At 41.1% G+C, this 17,792-nt stretch carries 12 protein-coding genes and 1 pseudogene; 9 read left to right on the forward strand and 4 right to left on the reverse strand.

The window, feature by feature from the left end; translation table 11 throughout:
• Nucleotides 1-65: 65 nt before the first annotated feature.
• The 3 genes from FNW02_RS22350 (at nt 66) to FNW02_RS22360 (ending at nt 3,713) form a co-directional block, all read left to right on the forward strand.
• Nucleotides 66-446 carry a DUF1823 family protein gene (locus FNW02_RS22350; protein ID WP_191759687.1) on the forward strand — a complete coding sequence of 127 codons (381 nt, stop codon included), beginning with the start codon at nt 66-68 and terminating at the stop codon, nt 444-446.
• 403 nt (nt 447-849) lie between these two features.
• Nucleotides 850-2,508, forward strand: coding sequence for an alpha-amylase family glycosyl hydrolase (locus FNW02_RS22355; protein ID WP_191759688.1), 1,659 nt, complete (start codon nt 850-852; stop codon nt 2,506-2,508).
• Between the two features lie 161 nt (nt 2,509-2,669).
• Nucleotides 2,670-3,713, forward strand: coding sequence for a 3-deoxy-7-phosphoheptulonate synthase (locus tag FNW02_RS22360; RefSeq protein ID WP_191759689.1), 1,044 nt, complete (start codon nt 2,670-2,672; stop codon nt 3,711-3,713).
• Between the two features lie 83 nt (nt 3,714-3,796).
• On the opposite strand, the gene FNW02_RS22365 is transcribed toward FNW02_RS22360, so the two are convergent.
• Entirely contained in the window at nt 3,797-5,704 is a 1,908-nt protein-coding gene (locus FNW02_RS22365) for an ATP-binding protein (RefSeq protein WP_191759690.1), read from the reverse strand.
• Between the two features lie 319 nt (nt 5,705-6,023).
• On the opposite strand from FNW02_RS22365, the gene FNW02_RS22370 reads away from it, so the two are divergent.
• From FNW02_RS22370 to FNW02_RS22390, 5 genes are all read left to right on the forward strand, one after another.
• Nucleotides 6,024-6,227: a hypothetical protein gene (locus FNW02_RS22370; protein ID WP_191759691.1), complete on the forward strand. Its 204-nt coding sequence runs from the start codon at nt 6,024-6,026 to the stop codon at nt 6,225-6,227.
• A gap of 411 nt (nt 6,228-6,638) precedes the next feature.
• A complete protein-coding gene (locus FNW02_RS22375; RefSeq protein ID WP_191759742.1) occupies nt 6,639-7,493 on the forward strand; it encodes a cyanophycinase in 855 nt (284 codons plus the stop codon).
• A 378-nt stretch (nt 7,494-7,871) separates the two neighbouring features.
• A complete protein-coding gene (gene gatB, locus FNW02_RS22380; protein ID WP_191759692.1) occupies nt 7,872-9,347 on the forward strand; it encodes an Asp-tRNA(Asn)/Glu-tRNA(Gln) amidotransferase subunit GatB in 1,476 nt (491 codons plus the stop codon).
• Nucleotides 9,348-10,187: 840 nt separating this feature from the next.
• Nucleotides 10,188-11,429 (forward strand): bifunctional ornithine acetyltransferase/N-acetylglutamate synthase, encoded by a 1,242-nt coding sequence (gene argJ, locus FNW02_RS22385; protein WP_191759693.1) that lies wholly within the window; start codon nt 10,188-10,190, stop codon nt 11,427-11,429.
• Nucleotide 11,430: 1 nt separating this feature from the next.
• Nucleotides 11,431-11,955, forward strand: coding sequence for a EutP/PduV family microcompartment system protein (locus tag FNW02_RS22390; protein ID WP_191759694.1), 525 nt, complete (start codon nt 11,431-11,433; stop codon nt 11,953-11,955).
• A 57-nt stretch (nt 11,956-12,012) separates the two neighbouring features.
• On the opposite strand, the gene FNW02_RS22395 is transcribed toward FNW02_RS22390, so the two are convergent.
• The 3 genes and pseudogenes from FNW02_RS22395 to FNW02_RS22405 form a co-directional block, all read right to left on the reverse strand.
• Nucleotides 12,013-12,978, reverse strand: a complete 966-nt coding sequence (locus FNW02_RS22395; protein WP_191759695.1) for an N-acetylglucosamine kinase — start codon at nt 12,976-12,978, stop codon at nt 12,013-12,015.
• Nucleotides 12,979-12,992: 14 nt separating this feature from the next.
• Complete coding sequence (locus FNW02_RS22400) at nt 12,993-14,261, reverse strand: MFS transporter (RefSeq protein WP_191759696.1); 1,269 nt, start codon at nt 14,259-14,261, stop codon at nt 12,993-12,995.
• A 47-nt stretch (nt 14,262-14,308) separates the two neighbouring features.
• Nucleotides 14,309-14,733, reverse strand: a pseudogene (locus FNW02_RS22405) (GxxExxY protein).
• 62 nt (nt 14,734-14,795) lie between these two features.
• Here FNW02_RS22405 and FNW02_RS22410 point away from each other — a divergent pair.
• Nucleotides 14,796-17,780, forward strand: coding sequence for a valine--tRNA ligase (locus FNW02_RS22410; protein ID WP_191759697.1), 2,985 nt, complete (start codon nt 14,796-14,798; stop codon nt 17,778-17,780).
• Nucleotides 17,781-17,792: the final 12 nt, after the last annotated feature.

Here is a 17,792-nt window from a genome sequence, read left to right on the forward strand (position 1 = left end):
AGTCAGTTATCAATCACACACATCCATAGCAAAACAACTGACAGTTTTTAAATTGTAAATTGCTTATGTCTAACCTACCACCACTCAATACAGAAACCATTTGGGCAATCCTTGAAGATAAAGTTGATGACGCCATAGTCAACCAGATGATATGGCATTATTTAGGCTACCGCTACCACTCCTCAACTGAAACATGGGATACTAGCGCAGTTAATCCTGAATGGCGGCATGAATATCCACAACCGCCAGATTTTATAGATAGTCGCCCGGCAATAGTCAAGTTAACTCGTTCTATTCCTTCAGAGAATAAACAATTACTAAAACAAAAACTTGGTTTTAAAGGCTACAAAATCGGTGAGTTTGGCCCTCGACAAACTCGCAGGGCGACAGCAGCAAATTGGTTATTAAGTTATCTGCAACAAACTGATAATGAAAATATTTTGTAGCTTGTAGTTAGTCTTGTTTTTGCTCAAGTACTAACTATTGATTAAAACGTATTAATATATACATAGCTAATGAAACAAGTGTGAGTTCGGCGAATTGTAGAATATTTATTCAATGAGCCGTAAAAAAATAATTATCAGAGGTTTTATTACGCAAAATCGTCACTTTCAAGGGGTGAGAAGTAAAGACTTGAACCTTAGTTTTAGGCAGAAATAGGCTTATAAACTCACATTAAATAACGAAGTACCAAAATTAGTTAAAAATAAAAAACTATCTGTAAAAACTAACTAATTATTCCTGAAGATAGAGGTTATACTTACTTAACTATTTCTGACGAGCTATTTTCAAATTTAATTTATCATCAGACAATACTGCTACCCAGCATTTTATATTCCTAACACTTCTATGGCAAAGCCAATTGAATTTAACTTATTTGCACCGTACAACAAAGGAGCTTCATTAATAGGTTCTTTTTCTGATTGGCAAGAAATCCAAATGGAAAAAGGTGATGATGGTTATTTTCGCACAACTGTTGATCTAGAAGACGGCACTTATCAATATAAATTCCGTGTTCAATCAAATTCATGGTTTTTTGAACCAGAACAATGGGTTGATGTCACAGATCCTTATGCAACTGATATTGATGAATCAACTGGAAAAGATAACGGTGTTGTACGAATTAAAGATGGTGAAAGAATTGTTGATACATATATCTGGCAACATGATGATAAACCTCTCCCGGCTGACCATGAATTAGTTATCTATGAACTACACGTAGCTGACTTTTCTGGTGGTGAAGATGACCCCTATGCACGAGGAAAGTATAAACATGTTATTGAAAAGTTAGATCACCTGTCTGAATTAGGAATTAATGCTATTGAGTTGATGCCACTCAAAGAATATCCTGGCGATTATAGCTGGGGTTATAACCCCCGCCATTTCTTTGCAACAGAATCTAGTTATGGTTCTACTGCTGAGTTAAAGCAGCTGATTGATGAGTGTCATGGCCGAGGTATTCGCGTCATTATTGACGGTATTTATAATCATTCAGAAGCAGGCAGTCCCTTAACACAAATTGACCATGATTACTGGTATCATCATGAGCCACGTGACCCTGACAATAACTGGGGCCCTGAATTTAATTACGAACATTATGACGAGAATTTAGACACTTATCCTGCTCGCAAATTTATTGGTGATACAATCCGTTTTTGGGTTGGCGAATATCACATAGATGGTATCCGTTATGATGCGGCACGACAAATTGCCAACTACGACTTCATGCACTGGATTGTTCAAGAAGCAAAAAATACTGCTAGCATGAAGCCTTTTTACAATGTTGCTGAACATATTCCAGAAACTACCAGCATCACCAATGTAGACGGGCCAATGGATGGTTGCTGGCATGACAGTTTCTATCACTGTATTCTCGAACATATCTGCGGCGATACATTTGATTTAGAGCGCCTTAAAGATGTCATCGACTGCAAACGTCAAGGTTTTATGGGTGCGACAAATGTGGTAAATTACTTAACTAACCATGACCACAACCACGTTATGGTAGAGTTGGGAAATCGTGAGATTTTTGACGAAGAAGCTTTTAGACGGACTAAACTGGGAGCAGCAATTCTCATGACAGCGGTCGGAGTTCCTTTGATTTGGATGGGTGAAGAATTTGGCGAGTACAAACCCAAAACTCCAGAATCAGCCAAAATCGATTGGACTCTGTTAGGTAATGACCTAAACCGAGGCTTGTTTGAATACTACAAAGGCTTAACCAATCTACGTAAAGATAATCATGCTCTCTATACAGAGAATATTGATTTTATCCACGAAAATCCAGAGGCTAAGGTACTAGCTTATAGCCGCTGGAATGATGAAGGTTCTCGTGTGGTTGTTGTAACCAATTTCTCAGAAAATTTCCTGGGTGGCTATCACGTTCCTAACTTTCCTAGTAGTGGTACATGGCACGAGTGGACAGGTAATTATGATGTTGAAGCTGGTGATGATGGTATCCTGACAGACTTGGGCCCATACGAAGCTAAAGTATTTGTATGGCATTAGTCACTTAACAAGATTACCAGATTACCAGATTCCCGACTTCTTAAGAAGTCGGGAATATAACAAAAAAGATAGACAAAATAGTTGCTTTGAAAAAAATTTATAATTCTATATTACATTTTTGTTTAAAATAGAATGGCATAAGTTATTATGAGGACTAGGCCATGCAAAATAAATTATTTAATACTAATATTGATAATGATCACGTTTTATTAACTCCTAATGAAATCAAATCAAAATTACCTTTAACACCATCAGCTGAACAAACAGTTTTAAACTACAGACAGGAAATAGAACATATACTAGATTTTCAAGATAGGCGAAAATTTATAGTAGTTGGCCCATGCTCAATCCATGACCCAAAAGCAGCAATTGAATATTCCGAGAGGTTGAAATCTTTGGCTGAGAAAGTCAAAGATAAACTGCTATTAATTATGAGAGTATACTTTGAAAAGCCTAGAACAACTGTAGGATGGAAAGGTTTAATTAATGACCCAGATATGGATGATTCTTTCCATGTAGAAAATGGTTTATTAATTGCGCGTAGCCTGTTATTAAAAATTACGGAGTTGGGATTGCCTGCTGGCACAGAAGCATTAGATCCAATAATACCACAGTATATTAGTGAACTGATTACATGGTCTGCTATTGGAGCACGAACAACTGAATCACAAACTCATCGTGAAATGGCAAGTGGACTTTCGATGCCTGTAGGTTTTAAAAATGGTACTGATGGCAATATTCAAGTAGCTTTGAATGCTCTGCAATCAGCTAGAAATCCTCATAATTTTATTGGAATTAACCAAAATGGACAAGTAAGCGTTTTTCAAACTAGAGGTAATGCTTACGGACATGTAATTTTAAGAGGTGGTAATCAGCCAAACTTTGATGCAGCAAATATAAAACTGGTAGAAGAGAAATTAAAAGAAGGAAATTTATCACCAAGAATTGTTATTGACTGTAGCCACGGCAATACAAATAAAGATTACAGATTACAAGCTCAAGTCTTAGAAAATGTTATTCAGCAAATAGTAGATGGGAATACATCAATAGTCGGAATGATGCTGGAATCTAATTTGTATGAAGGGAATCAACCGATTACTGATAAGCGAGAAGAATTAAAATATGGTGTTTCTGTAACTGATAAATGTATTAATTGGGAAGAAACTGAAAGAATTATTTTAGCTGCCTACGAAAAACTTAAATAATCAAATTTTTCAGCGCAGAGGTAGACAGAGTTATTTCTCTGTGTTCCTCTGCGCTTACTTTGCGTTCCTTTGCGTTTAAAAAACTATAAAACTGTCCCAGTTTCTTTCAAGTAAACCCGCGTAAATGGTTCGTCTTCTCCCAAGGTGTAGTCTTCAATCAACCCTTTGCGACGGATAGAAATGTCGTTTTCTTTTTTAATCACCACAGTAGAACCGTCGAAGACATCCCGCACTAGCATCATCTCAATTTCGGTAGGATTATTCAGAACAACCATATTACTATTCTGATAAAACATACCCTGTTTTTCTAGTACGTCTTCATTGTACTCGGCTATTAGCAAATCAAGTTTTGGATGACGCAGCAAAATTTGGACGTTGCTGTTGTAATCTGTGCTGAATACTTTTTTTGACCGATTCACAAAAACTGCATCATGACAAACAGCACCTATTGTCAAGTCAGGATGTTGCAAAAGAATATGATCAATTGTTTCTTGCAGCTCCTCAACTGAGATTTTATTAAAGGTGATAATTGGTATTCTGGCATCCGTACCCGACTCAAAAAATGTTTCTAAGATATGGGAAGGCACATCAACGCTGCCACCAACCGCCGGTTTAAGATGCATTAAAATACCAGGTGCAGCGTTAATTTCCAAAATGGCAAAATTACTGGTTTTCCAGGATTCTGCGAGACTCTTGGTAATAACATCAATACCGAGGCAAGTTAACTGGAAGTGTTGGGCAATGTCTTGCGCCAAGATAATATTGTCATGGTGAACTATATCTGTAGCATTGATGCTCATACCTCCAGCAGAAAGATTAGCGACTTTGCGAAGGTAAACAACACGGTCTTTTTTAATAACGCTGTCCAGTGACAAACCTTGTTCTTCTAGGTAGAGTTGCATCGCCTCATCACGCTGAATCTTACTCATCGGCGAGGTGGGTGTATCCAAGCGTCCAGGTTTTCGGTTTTCTTGGCGAATTAACTCATCAATAGTTGAATTTCCATCACCGACAATCGAGGCTGGACGGCGTTCTGTGGCGGCGACGAATTTGCCATCGACACACAGCAAGCGAAAATCTGCTCCTGGAATGCTTTTCTCGACAATTATTTGTGTTGACTGTTCTTCTGGAATTGCTGCCACTGCCCTATTGTAAGCAGATATCAGTTCTTGTGCATCTTGCACATCTGCTGTTACGCCGATTCCTTTATGACCTACTACAGGCTTAACTGCGACTGGGTAGCCAATTTCTTTTGCTACTGCTAAGGCTCCTTTTTCAGAAACAACAATGTCGCCTTCCGGTACTGGAAAACCCAAAGTTTTTAAGAATGCTTTACAGTCGTCTTTGCGGGTGGTGAATTCTGAATCTAGATGGCTATCACAGTTAAATGTTGTTGCTACCCCTCTAACTTGTTTTTTGCCAAAACCGTATTGCATTAGTCCTTCTTCCCATAAGTAAAAAGTGGGAATACCTTTTTCGTAGGCTGTTCGCAATAAGGCGTAAACAGTGGGGCCGCCATAGACAGATTGTCGGAATCGTCTTTGAAGTCTCACAAGCTGTTCATCAAAAAGGAAGTTTTCTTTTTGGGTAATAGTTTCAAACCAATCCCAAACAAAGTAAACTACCTCTCTAGTTGTACGTTCATATAGTGATTGAACGCTGATTCTGACAAAATCTGGGTATGGCTTGACACTCCAACGGTTGAGGTGTAAGTCCATGTCCAGCTTTCCGACTTCTGAAACAACTTGGGCAAACAGATGGGCGTAAGATTCATAAGTTTGCTCACCCAGATGTGGATAGCGATCGCCAATAATCGAAATATAATCCTCTAGGGGCAGAGGCTCTCTATACTCTGTCAGAGCAAAATCAAATACTAGTGCCCCTGTATCCAAGTAGAAATTAGGCCCAATGTAATGCTTGAAGTTGAAAATATCGAATACATCAGTTCTTCTCGCATTGACACGGACAGCATCGCTTTTTTGTTGAACCATTGATTGCAAACCTTTGGCTAAACACCCTGAAATTTAAACGCCGAGTTACAGTTACTTAGACTTATTGATTGTAGATTGATTCACATTGCTTTTTAGGAAGCGATGGCTTTGCTATTAATTTTGCCAGCCTTAACTTAACCCTAATACTCAGCATTTTCAACTATCTCAGGGCATAATTCAACCTATATAAGTCAGTATACAATAAATACCAGTGCGTATAAAATCATCAGGAGTGCTCAAAGATATAACCTTTGAGAGGTGCAAGACTCGCCTCAAATTTGTATAAATAATATTTAGGCTATTAAAAAGACAGCAAACTATGAATAGCACACAAACGGGTCTAAGATATGAAGTTCGACAACTTGCTGAGGAAGCTTTTCATCTCAGATTGATTTCTGGGCATGGGGATGGGCCAGATTTAAGTGAGTATCAAATTGTTTACCAAGGTAAACCTAGACATCTCCCACTAGAACAGGCTCGCCTTTTCTTAACTAACTTGCTTTACAGAAGTCAAACTCACTAAAGTTTGCAAGTAAAATACATAGCTGCAAATATTCAATTACAGTCAGCTAAGATTAATACCAAAATTTAGTTAGAATTTTCACCTTGCTAATTAGAAATTGTGCAAAAGTCATTACAGATAAATTATTCAAAATTGCACAATAAATCTACCTTGATAAATTCACAATAAATAAAACCAACCATGCCTCTAGATCACAGTTCTAGAGGCTGTTGAATGAACAATTTAAATTTTGTATATAAGAATTATTTTTTAAGAAGTGATGATTTTTATTCTTTTCCTTAAAATTTTTCATGCTAAATTTATTCCTCATATTTTACTCTTAAATTTTGTATCGTAATCTACCAAATGGGTGATTCTACAGTTTTAATTGTCATGCTTTATTGAAATTTATCAACCAAATCAGGAGGCATTATTGTGGAGAGTACGACCAAACGGCAACTAGTGATTATTGGAGGAGCTGAAGATAAAGAGAATGATTCCCAAATTCTCAGAGAGTTTGTGCGTCGCGCTGGTGGTACGAAGGCAAACATCGTAATTATGACAGCAGCGACAGAACTACCAAGAGAAGTGGGAGAGAATTATATAAGAGTATTTGAGCGGCTAGGAGCCGAAAATGTTCGCATCATTGACACCGAAACCCGTGAAGATGCAACTTCATCCACAGCGTTGGAAGCTATTCAAAAAGCAACTGGCGTATTTTTTACAGGGGGCGACCAAGCTCGGATTACCAGTATCCTCAAAGACACTGAAATCGATACAGCTATTCATAAACGCTTCTCTGAAGGCATAGTTGTGGCAGGCACAAGCGCCGGGGCTGCTGTAATGCCTGATAAAATGATTGTGGAAGGGGACTCCCAGACAAACCCTCGAATTGAAGTTGTGGAAATGGGGCCTGGTCTTGGTTTCTTGCCAGGAGTAGTAATTGATCAACATTTTTCCCAGCGCGGACGTTTAGGACGCTTAATTTCAGCTTTGCTACAAGAGCCTGCTGTTTTGGGATTTGGTATTGACGAAAACACAGCTATGGTTGTTACCGATAACCAAATTGAAGTGATTGGAGAAGGTGTAGTCACGATTGTAGATGAATCAGAGGCTACGTATAATAATCTCGGTGAAATATTGAAAGATGAGCCTTTAGCAATTTTTGGCTCAAAGCTTCATATTCTGCCAAATGGCTATAAATTTGACCTCAAAACCCGCCAACCTATCCTAAATAACGGCACTGTGCCAGATGGCTCTGTAGCAGTTGGTTCAACTAACACCTAACCTTCAGCAGATGCATTTAAGTTAGTAGTTGATATATCTAAATTCGTGATATTCATCTCTTAAATATCCTCCCAAGCAACTCGAAAAAGGGGAATATATCCCTCTTTTCACAGAATATAAGGGAGGATTATTTATATTCTGTACAGCATACTCCTTGCTGTCTGCTTTCGCCGATAGAACTTTTCAAACTAGAGACGCAGAGAGTAGGAGTTTAGAAACCGAAAACCTAGATATTTACTCAGGAGTAGTTCCTCAATCGCTACACTAGATAAATGAAGCGAGTTGCTAAAACACTAAAGTAGCTTTGAACCTTCATTGCAACTCAGGACACCGCTACAATAGTACCCTAAAGCAGAATTATGCCCAAATAGCGATATTATGACTTCTACTACGACTGTAAAAACTGAGTATGAAGCGATTATTGGTTTAGAAACCCATTGTCAGCTGAGTACCAACACCAAAATCTTCTCTACTAGTTCTACAGCTTTCGGTGCTGACCCTAATACTAATATCGACCCGGTTTGTATGGGTTTACCAGGGGTATTACCCGTACTTAACCAAAAAGTTCTGGAATATGCTGTTAAGGCGGGTTTGGCATTGAATTGTCAAATTGCTAAATATAGCAAATTTGACCGTAAACAGTATTTTTATCCTGATCTACCCAAAAATTACCAAATTTCTCAGTATGACCTACCAATTGCAGAGCATGGTTGGTTAGAAATTGAGTTGGTAGATGCTGAGGGAAACCCAATTCGTAAACGCATTGGAATCACGCGTTTACACATGGAAGAAGATGCGGGAAAGTTGGTACATGCAGGCAGCGATCGCCTTTCTGGTTCTACTTATTCTCTGGTAGACTACAATCGCGCAGGTATACCTTTAGTGGAAATTGTCTCTGAACCAGACTTGCGTTCGGGACTTGAAGCAGCTGAATATGCCGAAGAATTGCGCCGCATTGTGCGATATCTCGGTGTGAGTGATGGGAATATGCAAGAAGGGTCACTACGCTGTGATGTCAATATCTCCGTGCGTCCAGTGGGACGAAAGGAGTTTGGCACTAAGGTAGAAATTAAAAACATGAACTCGTTCAACGCCATTCAACGGGCGATTGACTATGAAATTGAGCGGCAAATTGCAGCGGTAGAAGCAGGCGATCGCATTATACAAGAAACTCGTCTGTGGGAAGAAGGCGCTCAACGCACAATTAGTATGCGGGTTAAAGAAGGTTCTAGTGATTACCGCTACTTCCCTGAACCAGACTTAGCACCAATTGAGGTGTCAGAAGAACAATTACAGAAGTGGCGTAGCGAACTACCAGAACTACCAGCCCAAAAACGCCATCATTATGAAAGTGAGTTGGGACTTTCAGCTTACGATGCGCGAGTCTTGACAGAAGATCGTCCTGTATCGGAATATTTTGAAGCTGCGATCGCAGCTGGAGCAAATCCAAAAGCCGCGGCTAACTGGATTACTCAAGATATTGCCGCACACCTCAATAAGCAAAAACTTGGGATCACAGAAATTGCCCTAACTCCGATCAATCTCGCTGATGTGATCACTCGCATTGAAAAAGGCAAAATTAGCAATGCTCAAGCTAAAGAAAAACTGCCAGATTTGCTGAGTGGTATTTCTCCTGAAAAAGCTTTTGCTGGTCAGGAGTTAATCACTGATCCTAGTGTACTGGAACCTATCGTTGATGAAGTCATTGCTGCCAACCCCAAAGAACTAGAAAAGTATCGCAACGGTAACACTAATCTTAAAGGCTTCTTTGTTGGGCAAGTTTTGAAAAAGACTGGCAAACGTGCTGATCCGAAGCTGACTAACGAATTGGTAGATCAGAAATTGAATGCCTAGTTTTTGGTAAAAGGGACTAGGGATTGGGGACTAGAGACTAGGGACATTTCTCTGCGTTCGCGCAGCGTGTCGCAGACAGACGCTCCGCGTAGCTTGCTTGCTTAAGCGTAGGGGTATGACAAGCTCAGTGCATCGCTGGGAAGTGAGGAATAGGAATTAGGACTAGTACCTGGGAACTAAATTCTTCCCAATACCCAATACCTAGTCCCCAATCCCCAATCCCCAGTCCTGGAGTTAGGCTAAAGGGTAAAAACAAGAACCTCTAAACAGGTGTTTTCCCTGTAATTTCTTCACAAAATGTTTACAAAAACAACCAAGAAGAAGGGTGACAACCCTCATGCCTAAGATGCTATACTGTGGTAAGTAGATGCACCCTGATGATCTGGAGAGCTGCCTAAGTAGCTCTCTTTTTTTTGTTTTTGTGCTGTTTAAGGTGGCATCGTCAAAAATTTGATCTTTTGGTGAGCTTCAGAGCAACTAGCTATCTTTTATAAAAAAGCGTCGGGAAAACCCATTCCTTCTCGGTAGGTGATGAAAGACGCCTTTTTAGGCGGTTGACGGTTAACAGTCAACAGTCAACAGTTAACATGAAATCCCATCCCCTTTTTGAGGTGAGATGAGCTTAACAGCTAGTAATTACGAATTACTAATTATGATGATGCTCTCACTGCATACTGCTTCGTCATAAGAAAGGTAAAAAAAATTATGCTAATCGCCAATTGGTGCATTATTATTGCCATCAGTAGAAATACTTGATTAAAAAGAGTTAGCTATTTAGTAACTGAATGACTAACCTCAGCCGAATGCGCCTACCCAACCTGATAGTTGTGGGGAACAATAATGACAGATTGGCAGAAAATTGATGGTGGCATCACAGCCCCAAGAGGCTATCAGGCGGCAGGAATTACCGCAGGACTCAAACCTTCAGGGTTGCCAGATTTAGCTTTGATATTATCAGAGGTAGAAGCGATCGCAGCTGGTGTATTTACCACCAGCCAAGTTAAAGCCGCTTGTGTAGACTATTGTCGCCAACATTTACGAACCAAACATAGTGCTAGGGCGATTCTCTGCAATGCCGGACAAGCAAACGCCGCTACAGGTACTCAAGGTTGGGTTGATGCCCTAGAATCTGCTATGGCAGTAGCCCAAGCACTAAACATCCCCTCGGAATCTATGTTATTAGCTTCCACTGGGGTAATCGGGCAACGGATTCCTATGGATAAACTCAAAGCAGGAATTCCTAAACTAGTGGCAGCACTATCAGAAACAGGCTCAGATGCCGCCGCCGGGGCGATTATCACTACAGACTTAGTAACAAAATCCATAGCCCTAGAGACAACTATAGGCGACCGCCCCGTGCGAATTGGCGGCATTGCCAAAGGTTCCGGGATGATTCATCCCAACATGGCAACCATGCTAGCATTTGTCACCTGTGATGCAGCTGTTTCACCCACCCTTTGGCAGCAGATGTTAAGTAGGGCAGCTGATAGAAGTTTCAATTCCATCACCGTTGATGGTGATACCAGCACCAACGATAGTTTAATAGCTTTAGCAAATGGTCAATCCCGCACCCCGGCAATTACCGAAATGGGGATAGAAGCGGAAAAATTAGAGGCAATGCTAACAGCAGTATGCCAGTATTTAGCCAAAGCGATCGCTCGTGATGGTGAAGGTGCAACTTGTCTCATCGAAGTGCAAGTGACTGGGGCCCACGACGAACTCTCAGCCCGCCAAATAGCTAAAACCATTGCTGGTTCATCTTTAGTTAAATCTGCAATCTTTGGACGTGACCCCAACTGGGGACGCATCGCCGCCGCTGCTGGGCGTGCAGGTGTGCCTTTTGAACAAGCAAGCTTACAAATTAAGTTGGGCAATTTCTTAATGCTGGAAAATGGTCAACCTTTAACCTTTGACCGTGCAGCAGCAAGTGCTTACTTGAAACAAGCCGCAATGGGTGCATATCTTGAAGAAGATACTGTGCTAATCTCCGTCAGCGTTGGCAATGGTCATGGTGAGGGAAAAGCATGGGGTTGCGACTTGAGTTATGACTACGTAAAAATTAACGCCGAGTATACAACTTAAAATGCAACGCATTTCTGTAGTTGGTACTAGTGGTTGTGGCAAGACGACGTTGGCGAGGCAAATTTCCCAACGCCTTGCCATTCCCCATTTGGAACTAGACTATCTGCACTGGGAACCTAATTGGGTAGAAGTACCAAATGAAGCCATGCGCGAAAGAGTTTCTCAAGCACTTTTAGGTAATAGCTGGGTAGTTGACGGTAATTACAGCATAGTACGTGATATTGTTTGGAGAAAGGCTGACACCGTTGTTTGGCTAGACTATTCTTGGCCAGTAGTTATGAGCCGGATATTACGGCGAACACTTTCGCGGGTAGTGACACAAAAAGAAGTCTGCAATGGGAACCGTGAGACATGGCAAAAATCTTTTTTTAGCCGCGATTCTATACTTTTGTGGGCGCTGCAAACTTACAGCAAAAATCGCAGGAAATACACTTCATTATTCAAAGAATCTGAGTATAGCCATCTTCACATTGTGCATTTACAGTCACCGTCAGCGGCACAATATTGGGTATTTAGTCTAACATGAGTTTGGCGGAATAAATTGACTGTGGTGGATAGTTAAAGCTTCAATTAGGGAAATTTCTCATTTTGCATCTAAACTTTGCAACGCTAACAAACCAGCACCGTAAGCAGGTTCATACCTTGGAAAAATCACTTTTACATTAGGAAACTTCTGGATAATTGATGTGGCAAATCTGTTATGTATTTTTGCTCTACCTTGCCACACGCTTCCTATTGTGACTACTTCTAAAACAGAGCCAGGAATAAAAATTGTATCAATTACTGTAGATGTAGCTTTTACCAACTCTTTCACAGCATCGTCAATAATGATATTCGCTACTTTGTCTCCTTCGGCTGCTGCTAAATCTACAATTGGTGCTAAAGCAGCTATCTGTTTGACTCCCCATCTTCGGCGATATATTACTTCTATTAAATCTTCTATATTTGTCAGATTAAGATGTTGCTTGAAACTCTCTACAAGACTTGTTGCTATCTCACGCCCATCATAAGCTTTTAATGCTGCTTGCATACCAGCAACAGCAATTTTATAGGCACTGCCTTCATCTCCTAAAATATACCCCCAGCCGCCAACTCGCTTAGTATTTCCTTGATGATTTCGTCCAAGAACTATCGAACCAGTACCTACGGCAACTACAATTCCTACATTATGCCCAATTCCACCAACTAAAGCAATCAAAGCATCATTACAAATAACAATACTAAATGATTGTAATGCCCAGATTATAGGCAAAACTTGGCTATTTTGTAACTTTTTAACTAAACCTTTTACTACTTCGATATCTGCTAAACGGCTTATACCTGCTAAACCCAGACATATCGCTTCAATTCTTATAAATTTTGTAATTTCTACTGCCTCATTTACAGCAGAATAAATTGCAGATTCAATTGATTGTAAAGTTGCTTCAATGCCTATACTCTGATAATTAGATGGGCCTGCTTCACCGCAGCCTAGTACCTGATGCGAATCATCCATTAACACGCAAACAGTCTTGCTACCGCCGCCATCTATTCCCAAAACATAACTCATAGACTGGATTAATATTAATTATTTTGAGGCTTAGATTCTTCTTTTAAAGGAATAAAAAATAGAGCAATCATACCAGGAATAGTGAGTAAACAAACTAAGACAAAAAATAATGGATACCCAAGTGCTTTTTGCAGATAACCGCTAACCAATCCTGGAAGCATCATACCTAAAGCCATAATGCCAGTAGATATAGCAAAATGAGAAGTTTTATATTCGCCGTGGCAAATATACATTAAATAAACACTAAAAGCTGTAAACCCAACACCATATCCGAATTGCTCTAAAGAAACCAAAGGATACACTAATGTAAGTGAAGGTTTGGTGTAAGCCATGTATACATAGAACACGTCAGGTAGATTCAATGCTAAAGCCATAGGGAATAAGCATTTTTTTAATCCATATTTAGAAATCAGTAATCCTCCTAAAATCCCACCGCAAATCAAGGAAATTACTCCAAATGTTCCGTAAACTAATCCAACATCTGATGTTGATAGACCTAAACCACCTACTTCTGGTTTGTCCAATAAAAATAAAGAAGCTATCTTGACAAGCATTGCTTCACCAAGTCGGTAAAGTAAGATGAATGCTAGGATAGCTGTAATTTTAGGTTGAGTAAAATATGAAGTAATAATTGACCAAAACGGTATCTTTTCTGTAAATTGTGATTGTCGTTGATGATCTAACTCAGGTACAGGTAAAATTAGACGGTGGAAGACAAAAATTATTGCTAAAATTAAAGCTGAGAAGCCAATAGCTAGAGTCCAGCTTAAAGGAATGTTGTTGAGATATATCTCAAGCTGACCAGCTAAAACTACTAAAAGTCCAGAGCCAAAGATAACAGCAAGTCTATAAAAAAGTGAGCGAATACCAACAAAAAAGGCTTGTTGTTCTGGGCTTAAAGCTAGTAGATAAAATCCATCTGTAGCAATATCATAAGTTGCAGAAATAAATGCTCCTATTGTCAATGTGGCAAGGGAGATGAAAAAGAAATTTGGCAGTTGTAAGCAAAAGGCTACTAAACCTAAACAGCAGAATGTGGCAAATTGGGTATAAAGTATCCATTTGCGTTTGGTAGAGTAGATATCAACAATTGGGCCCCAAAACATTTTAATGACCCAGGGTAGGTAAAGGAAACTTGTCCATAAGGCGATTTGAGTGTTATCTATTCCTAGTTTTTTGTAGAAGATAACGGAAACTGTGTTGATGATGATGTAAGGTATGCCGGAGGCGAAGTATAGGGTAGGGATGAAAGTAAAAGGGGTAGAGGTTGTTTGATGTTTCATGGATTTATTTAACGAACCGCCAAGACGCCAAGGACGCCAAGAGAAGATTAATAAGAGAGGATAATACGTTTGATGCCGTCTTTGAGGAGGGGACGTTAAAGTTAATGAGGAGAGCAAGGGGGTAATTAGTCATTTTAAGGTAGGAGAGGACTTGAGCTTCATGGACAGGAGCTAGGTTCTGGACAGCTTTTAATTCCAAAATTAGACAATCGGCAACCAGAAAGTCTAATCTACCCTTGCCTACTTCATGTCCTTTGTAATTCACTGTTACCCACTTCTCAACCGTATGAGGTATCCCGCATCTGAAAAATTCTATAATTAGCGCCTCCTTATACACCTCCTCCAAAAACCCTGGCCCTAATACCCGGTGCACCTCAATCGCTGCCCCAATCACAGCATAGGCGAGTCTATCCACCTCCTCACTTGGCTCTCTTCTCTTGGCGTCCTTGGCGTCTTGGCGGTTCGTTCCCATCAAACCCTCTCCAACCCTGTGGCAAAATTTATTAGAGTCCTTCCATAGTTAGTTTGCCCCGCATGTCCGCAAATATCCCCAATCTCCCCAGTCTCTACGACCCCTTTTCCACAGAAGCCAAATGGCAAAAATTCTGGGAAGAAAACCAAGTCTACAAAGCCGACCCGAAAAAAGGTGGTGAACCGTATTGCATCGTGATTCCACCGCCTAATGTCACCGGCAGCTTGCACATGGGTCACGCTTTTGAAAGTGCGTTGATTGATACCCTCGTGCGCTACCACCGGATGCAGGGGCGTAATACCCTGTGGTTGCCCGGAACTGACCACGCCAGTATTGCTGTGCATACAATGCTGGAAAGGCAACTCAAGACAGAGGGAAAAACTCGTAGCGAGTTAGGACGCGAGCAATTCCTAGAACGCGCTTGGCAGTGGAAGGCGGAGTCTGAAGGAACCATTCTGAATCAGCTGCGACGCTTGGGTGTCTCGGTGGACTGGTCGCGGGAGAGATTTACCTTAGATGAGGGTTTATCTGAAGCTGTTGTAGAGGCATTTGCTCGCCTTTACGAGGTAGGCTTAATTTATCGTGGTGAGTATTTAGTTAACTGGTGTCCAGCTACTCAGTCCGCTGTGTCTGACGTGGAGGTGGAAACACAAGAGGTCAATGGGAATCTTTGGCACTTTCGCTATCCCCTTACAGATGGTTCTGGTTATGTGGAGGTGGCGACAACTCGACCAGAAACAATGCTAGGCGATACTGCCGTGGCTGTGAATCCCAATGACGATCGCTACAAACACCTAATTGGCAAAACTGTAACTCTGCCAATTTTACACCGAGAAATTCCCATCATTGGCGATGAATTTGTTGACCCCACTTTTGGCACAGGTTGCGTGAAGGTGACGCCTGCTCATGACCCCAACGATTTTGACATGGGTAAGCGTCACAATTTGCCGTTGATCAACATTATGAATAAGAACGGCACGCTCAACGAAAATGCTCAGGAGTTTCAAGGACAAGACCGCTTTGTCGCTAGAAAGAATGTGGTTACTCGCCTAGAAACAGATGGCTTTTTGGTGAAGATAGAAGATTATAAGCATAGCGTTCCTTATAGCGATCGCGGTAAAGTACCCATTGAACCCCTCCTCTCTACTCAATGGTTTGTCAAAATTCGCCCCCTCGCTGACAAAACCCTAGAATTCCTCGACCAAAAAAATTCTCCAGAGTTTGTCCCCCAGCGCTGGACAAAGGTCTACCGTGATTGGCTAGTAAAACTCAAAGATTGGTGCATCTCTCGCCAACTTTGGTGGGGACATCAAATCCCTGCTTGGTACGCTGTTAGTGAAACAGGTGGACAAATTACCGATAACACGCCGTTTGTGGTGGCCAAATCGGAAGCGGAAGCTTGGGAGAAAGCACTATCGCAATTTGGTGAAAATGTCAAGCTACAACAAGACCCAGATGTGCTGGATACCTGGTTTTCTTCTGGACTTTGGCCGTTTTCGACTTTGGGCTGGCCAGCACAAACTCAAGATTTAGCGACTTACTACCCTACCACGACCTTAGTAACAGGCTTTGATATCATCTTTTTCTGGGTTGCCAGAATGACGATGATGGGTGGGCATTTTACGGGGGAAATGCCTTTCCAAACAGTTTACATCCACGGCTTAGTGCTGGATGAAAAAGGTCAGAAGATGTCTAAAACTAAAGGTAATGGCATTGACCCGCTGTTATTGATTGACAAATATGGTACTGATGCCCTGCGCTATACCCTCGTTAGGGAAGTAGCTGGTGCGGGTCAAGATATCCGGCTAGAATATGATCGCAAAAAGGATGAATCAGCCTCGGTGGAGGCGTCCCGCAATTTTGCTAACAAGTTGTGGAATGCCGCCCGGTTTGTGATGATGAATTTGGATGGGCAAACTCCGCAACAATTAGGTCAACCACTAGCAACCGAATTGAGCGATCGCTGGATTCTCTCACGGTATCATCAAGTTGTTAAACAGACTACCAATTACATCGATAAGTACGGTCTAGGGGAAGCTGCCAAGGGATTGTACGAATTTATTTGGGGCGATTTCTGTGACCAGTATATTGAATTAGTTAAATCTCGCCTCCAAAATGATGCAGATCCCGCATCCCGAAGGGCAGCACAACAAACTCTCGCTTACGTGCTAGAAGGGATTTTGAAACTACTTCATCCCTTTATGCCGCACATTACTGAGGAAATTTGGCAGACTCTCACCCAACAACCAGCAGATTCCCAGCAAACTTTACCTTTACAAATCTATCCCCAGGTAGATGCAAACTTAATTGATCCAGCTTTAGAAGAACAGTTTGAATTGCTGATTGGTACTATCCGTACAATTCGGAATTTACGAGCTGAGGCAGATATCAAGCCAGGGGTAAAAGTGACGGCGAATTTGCAAACTGCAAGCGAGAAAGAGCAGCAAATCCTCAGTGCTGGACAATCTTACATTAAAGATTTGGCGAAGGTCGAGACTTTAACCATTACCGCCGAACCACAGAGTCAAATGGTTGCTGCTAAGAAACCTCAGAGGGGTTTGAAGACTATTGGCTTGATTATTGTGGCGATTATCTTTGCTAGGTTAGGTTTAGCTGCGGGGAATGCGATTGATGACATTCCCATAGTCGGAACTTTCTTTGAAATAATTGGTTTTGGTTACACAGTTTGGTTTGTCAGCCAAAATTTACTGAGTACACAAGCTAGACAAAAGTTCTGGAGACAGTTCTTCCCACAGACAGAATCACAACAACCACAAGAACCAGAAAATACTATCGCTGGTGTAATTGGTACAATCCAAGTGCTAATTCCCCTTGCTGGTGTAGTAGATGTCGAAGCAGTCAGTGCCAAACTGCAAAAACGCATCAGCAAGGTAGAAGCAGAAATTAACGGGCTAAGTGCCAGATTAAGCAATCCTAAGTTTGTTGAACAAGCACCTGCTGATGTGGTACAAGCAGCGCGGGATGCCTTAGCAGAAGCCGAGAAGCAAGCAGAAATTTTGCGCGATCGCCTGAAGGGGTTATCGTAGGCATTACCTACG

The sequence above is a fragment of the Komarekiella delphini-convector SJRDD-AB1 genome (assembly GCF_014831675.1).
Lineage (GTDB): Bacteria > Cyanobacteriota > Cyanobacteriia > Cyanobacteriales > Nostocaceae > Komarekiella.

Coding starts and splice junctions, on each gene's coding strand:
- FNW02_RS22400 (WP_191759696.1), bottom strand. CDS start 14,261: ATGAAACATCAAACAACCTCTACCCCTTTTACTTTCATCCCTACCCTA.
- FNW02_RS22350 (WP_191759687.1), top strand. CDS start 66: ATGTCTAACCTACCACCACTCAATACAGAAACCATTTGGGCAATCCTT.
- FNW02_RS22360 (WP_191759689.1), top strand. CDS start 2,670: ATGCAAAATAAATTATTTAATACTAATATTGATAATGATCACGTTTTA.
- argJ (WP_191759693.1), top strand. CDS start 10,188: ATGACAGATTGGCAGAAAATTGATGGTGGCATCACAGCCCCAAGAGGC.
- gatB (WP_191759692.1), top strand. CDS start 7,872: ATGACTTCTACTACGACTGTAAAAACTGAGTATGAAGCGATTATTGGT.
- FNW02_RS22355 (WP_191759688.1), top strand. CDS start 850: ATGGCAAAGCCAATTGAATTTAACTTATTTGCACCGTACAACAAAGGA.
- FNW02_RS22370 (WP_191759691.1), top strand. CDS start 6,024: ATGAATAGCACACAAACGGGTCTAAGATATGAAGTTCGACAACTTGCT.
- FNW02_RS22365 (WP_191759690.1), bottom strand. CDS start 5,704: ATGGTTCAACAAAAAAGCGATGCTGTCCGTGTCAATGCGAGAAGAACT.
- FNW02_RS22395 (WP_191759695.1), bottom strand. CDS start 12,978: ATGAGTTATGTTTTGGGAATAGATGGCGGCGGTAGCAAGACTGTTTGC.
- FNW02_RS22390 (WP_191759694.1), top strand. CDS start 11,431: ATGCAACGCATTTCTGTAGTTGGTACTAGTGGTTGTGGCAAGACGACG.
- FNW02_RS22410 (WP_191759697.1), top strand. CDS start 14,796: ATGTCCGCAAATATCCCCAATCTCCCCAGTCTCTACGACCCCTTTTCC.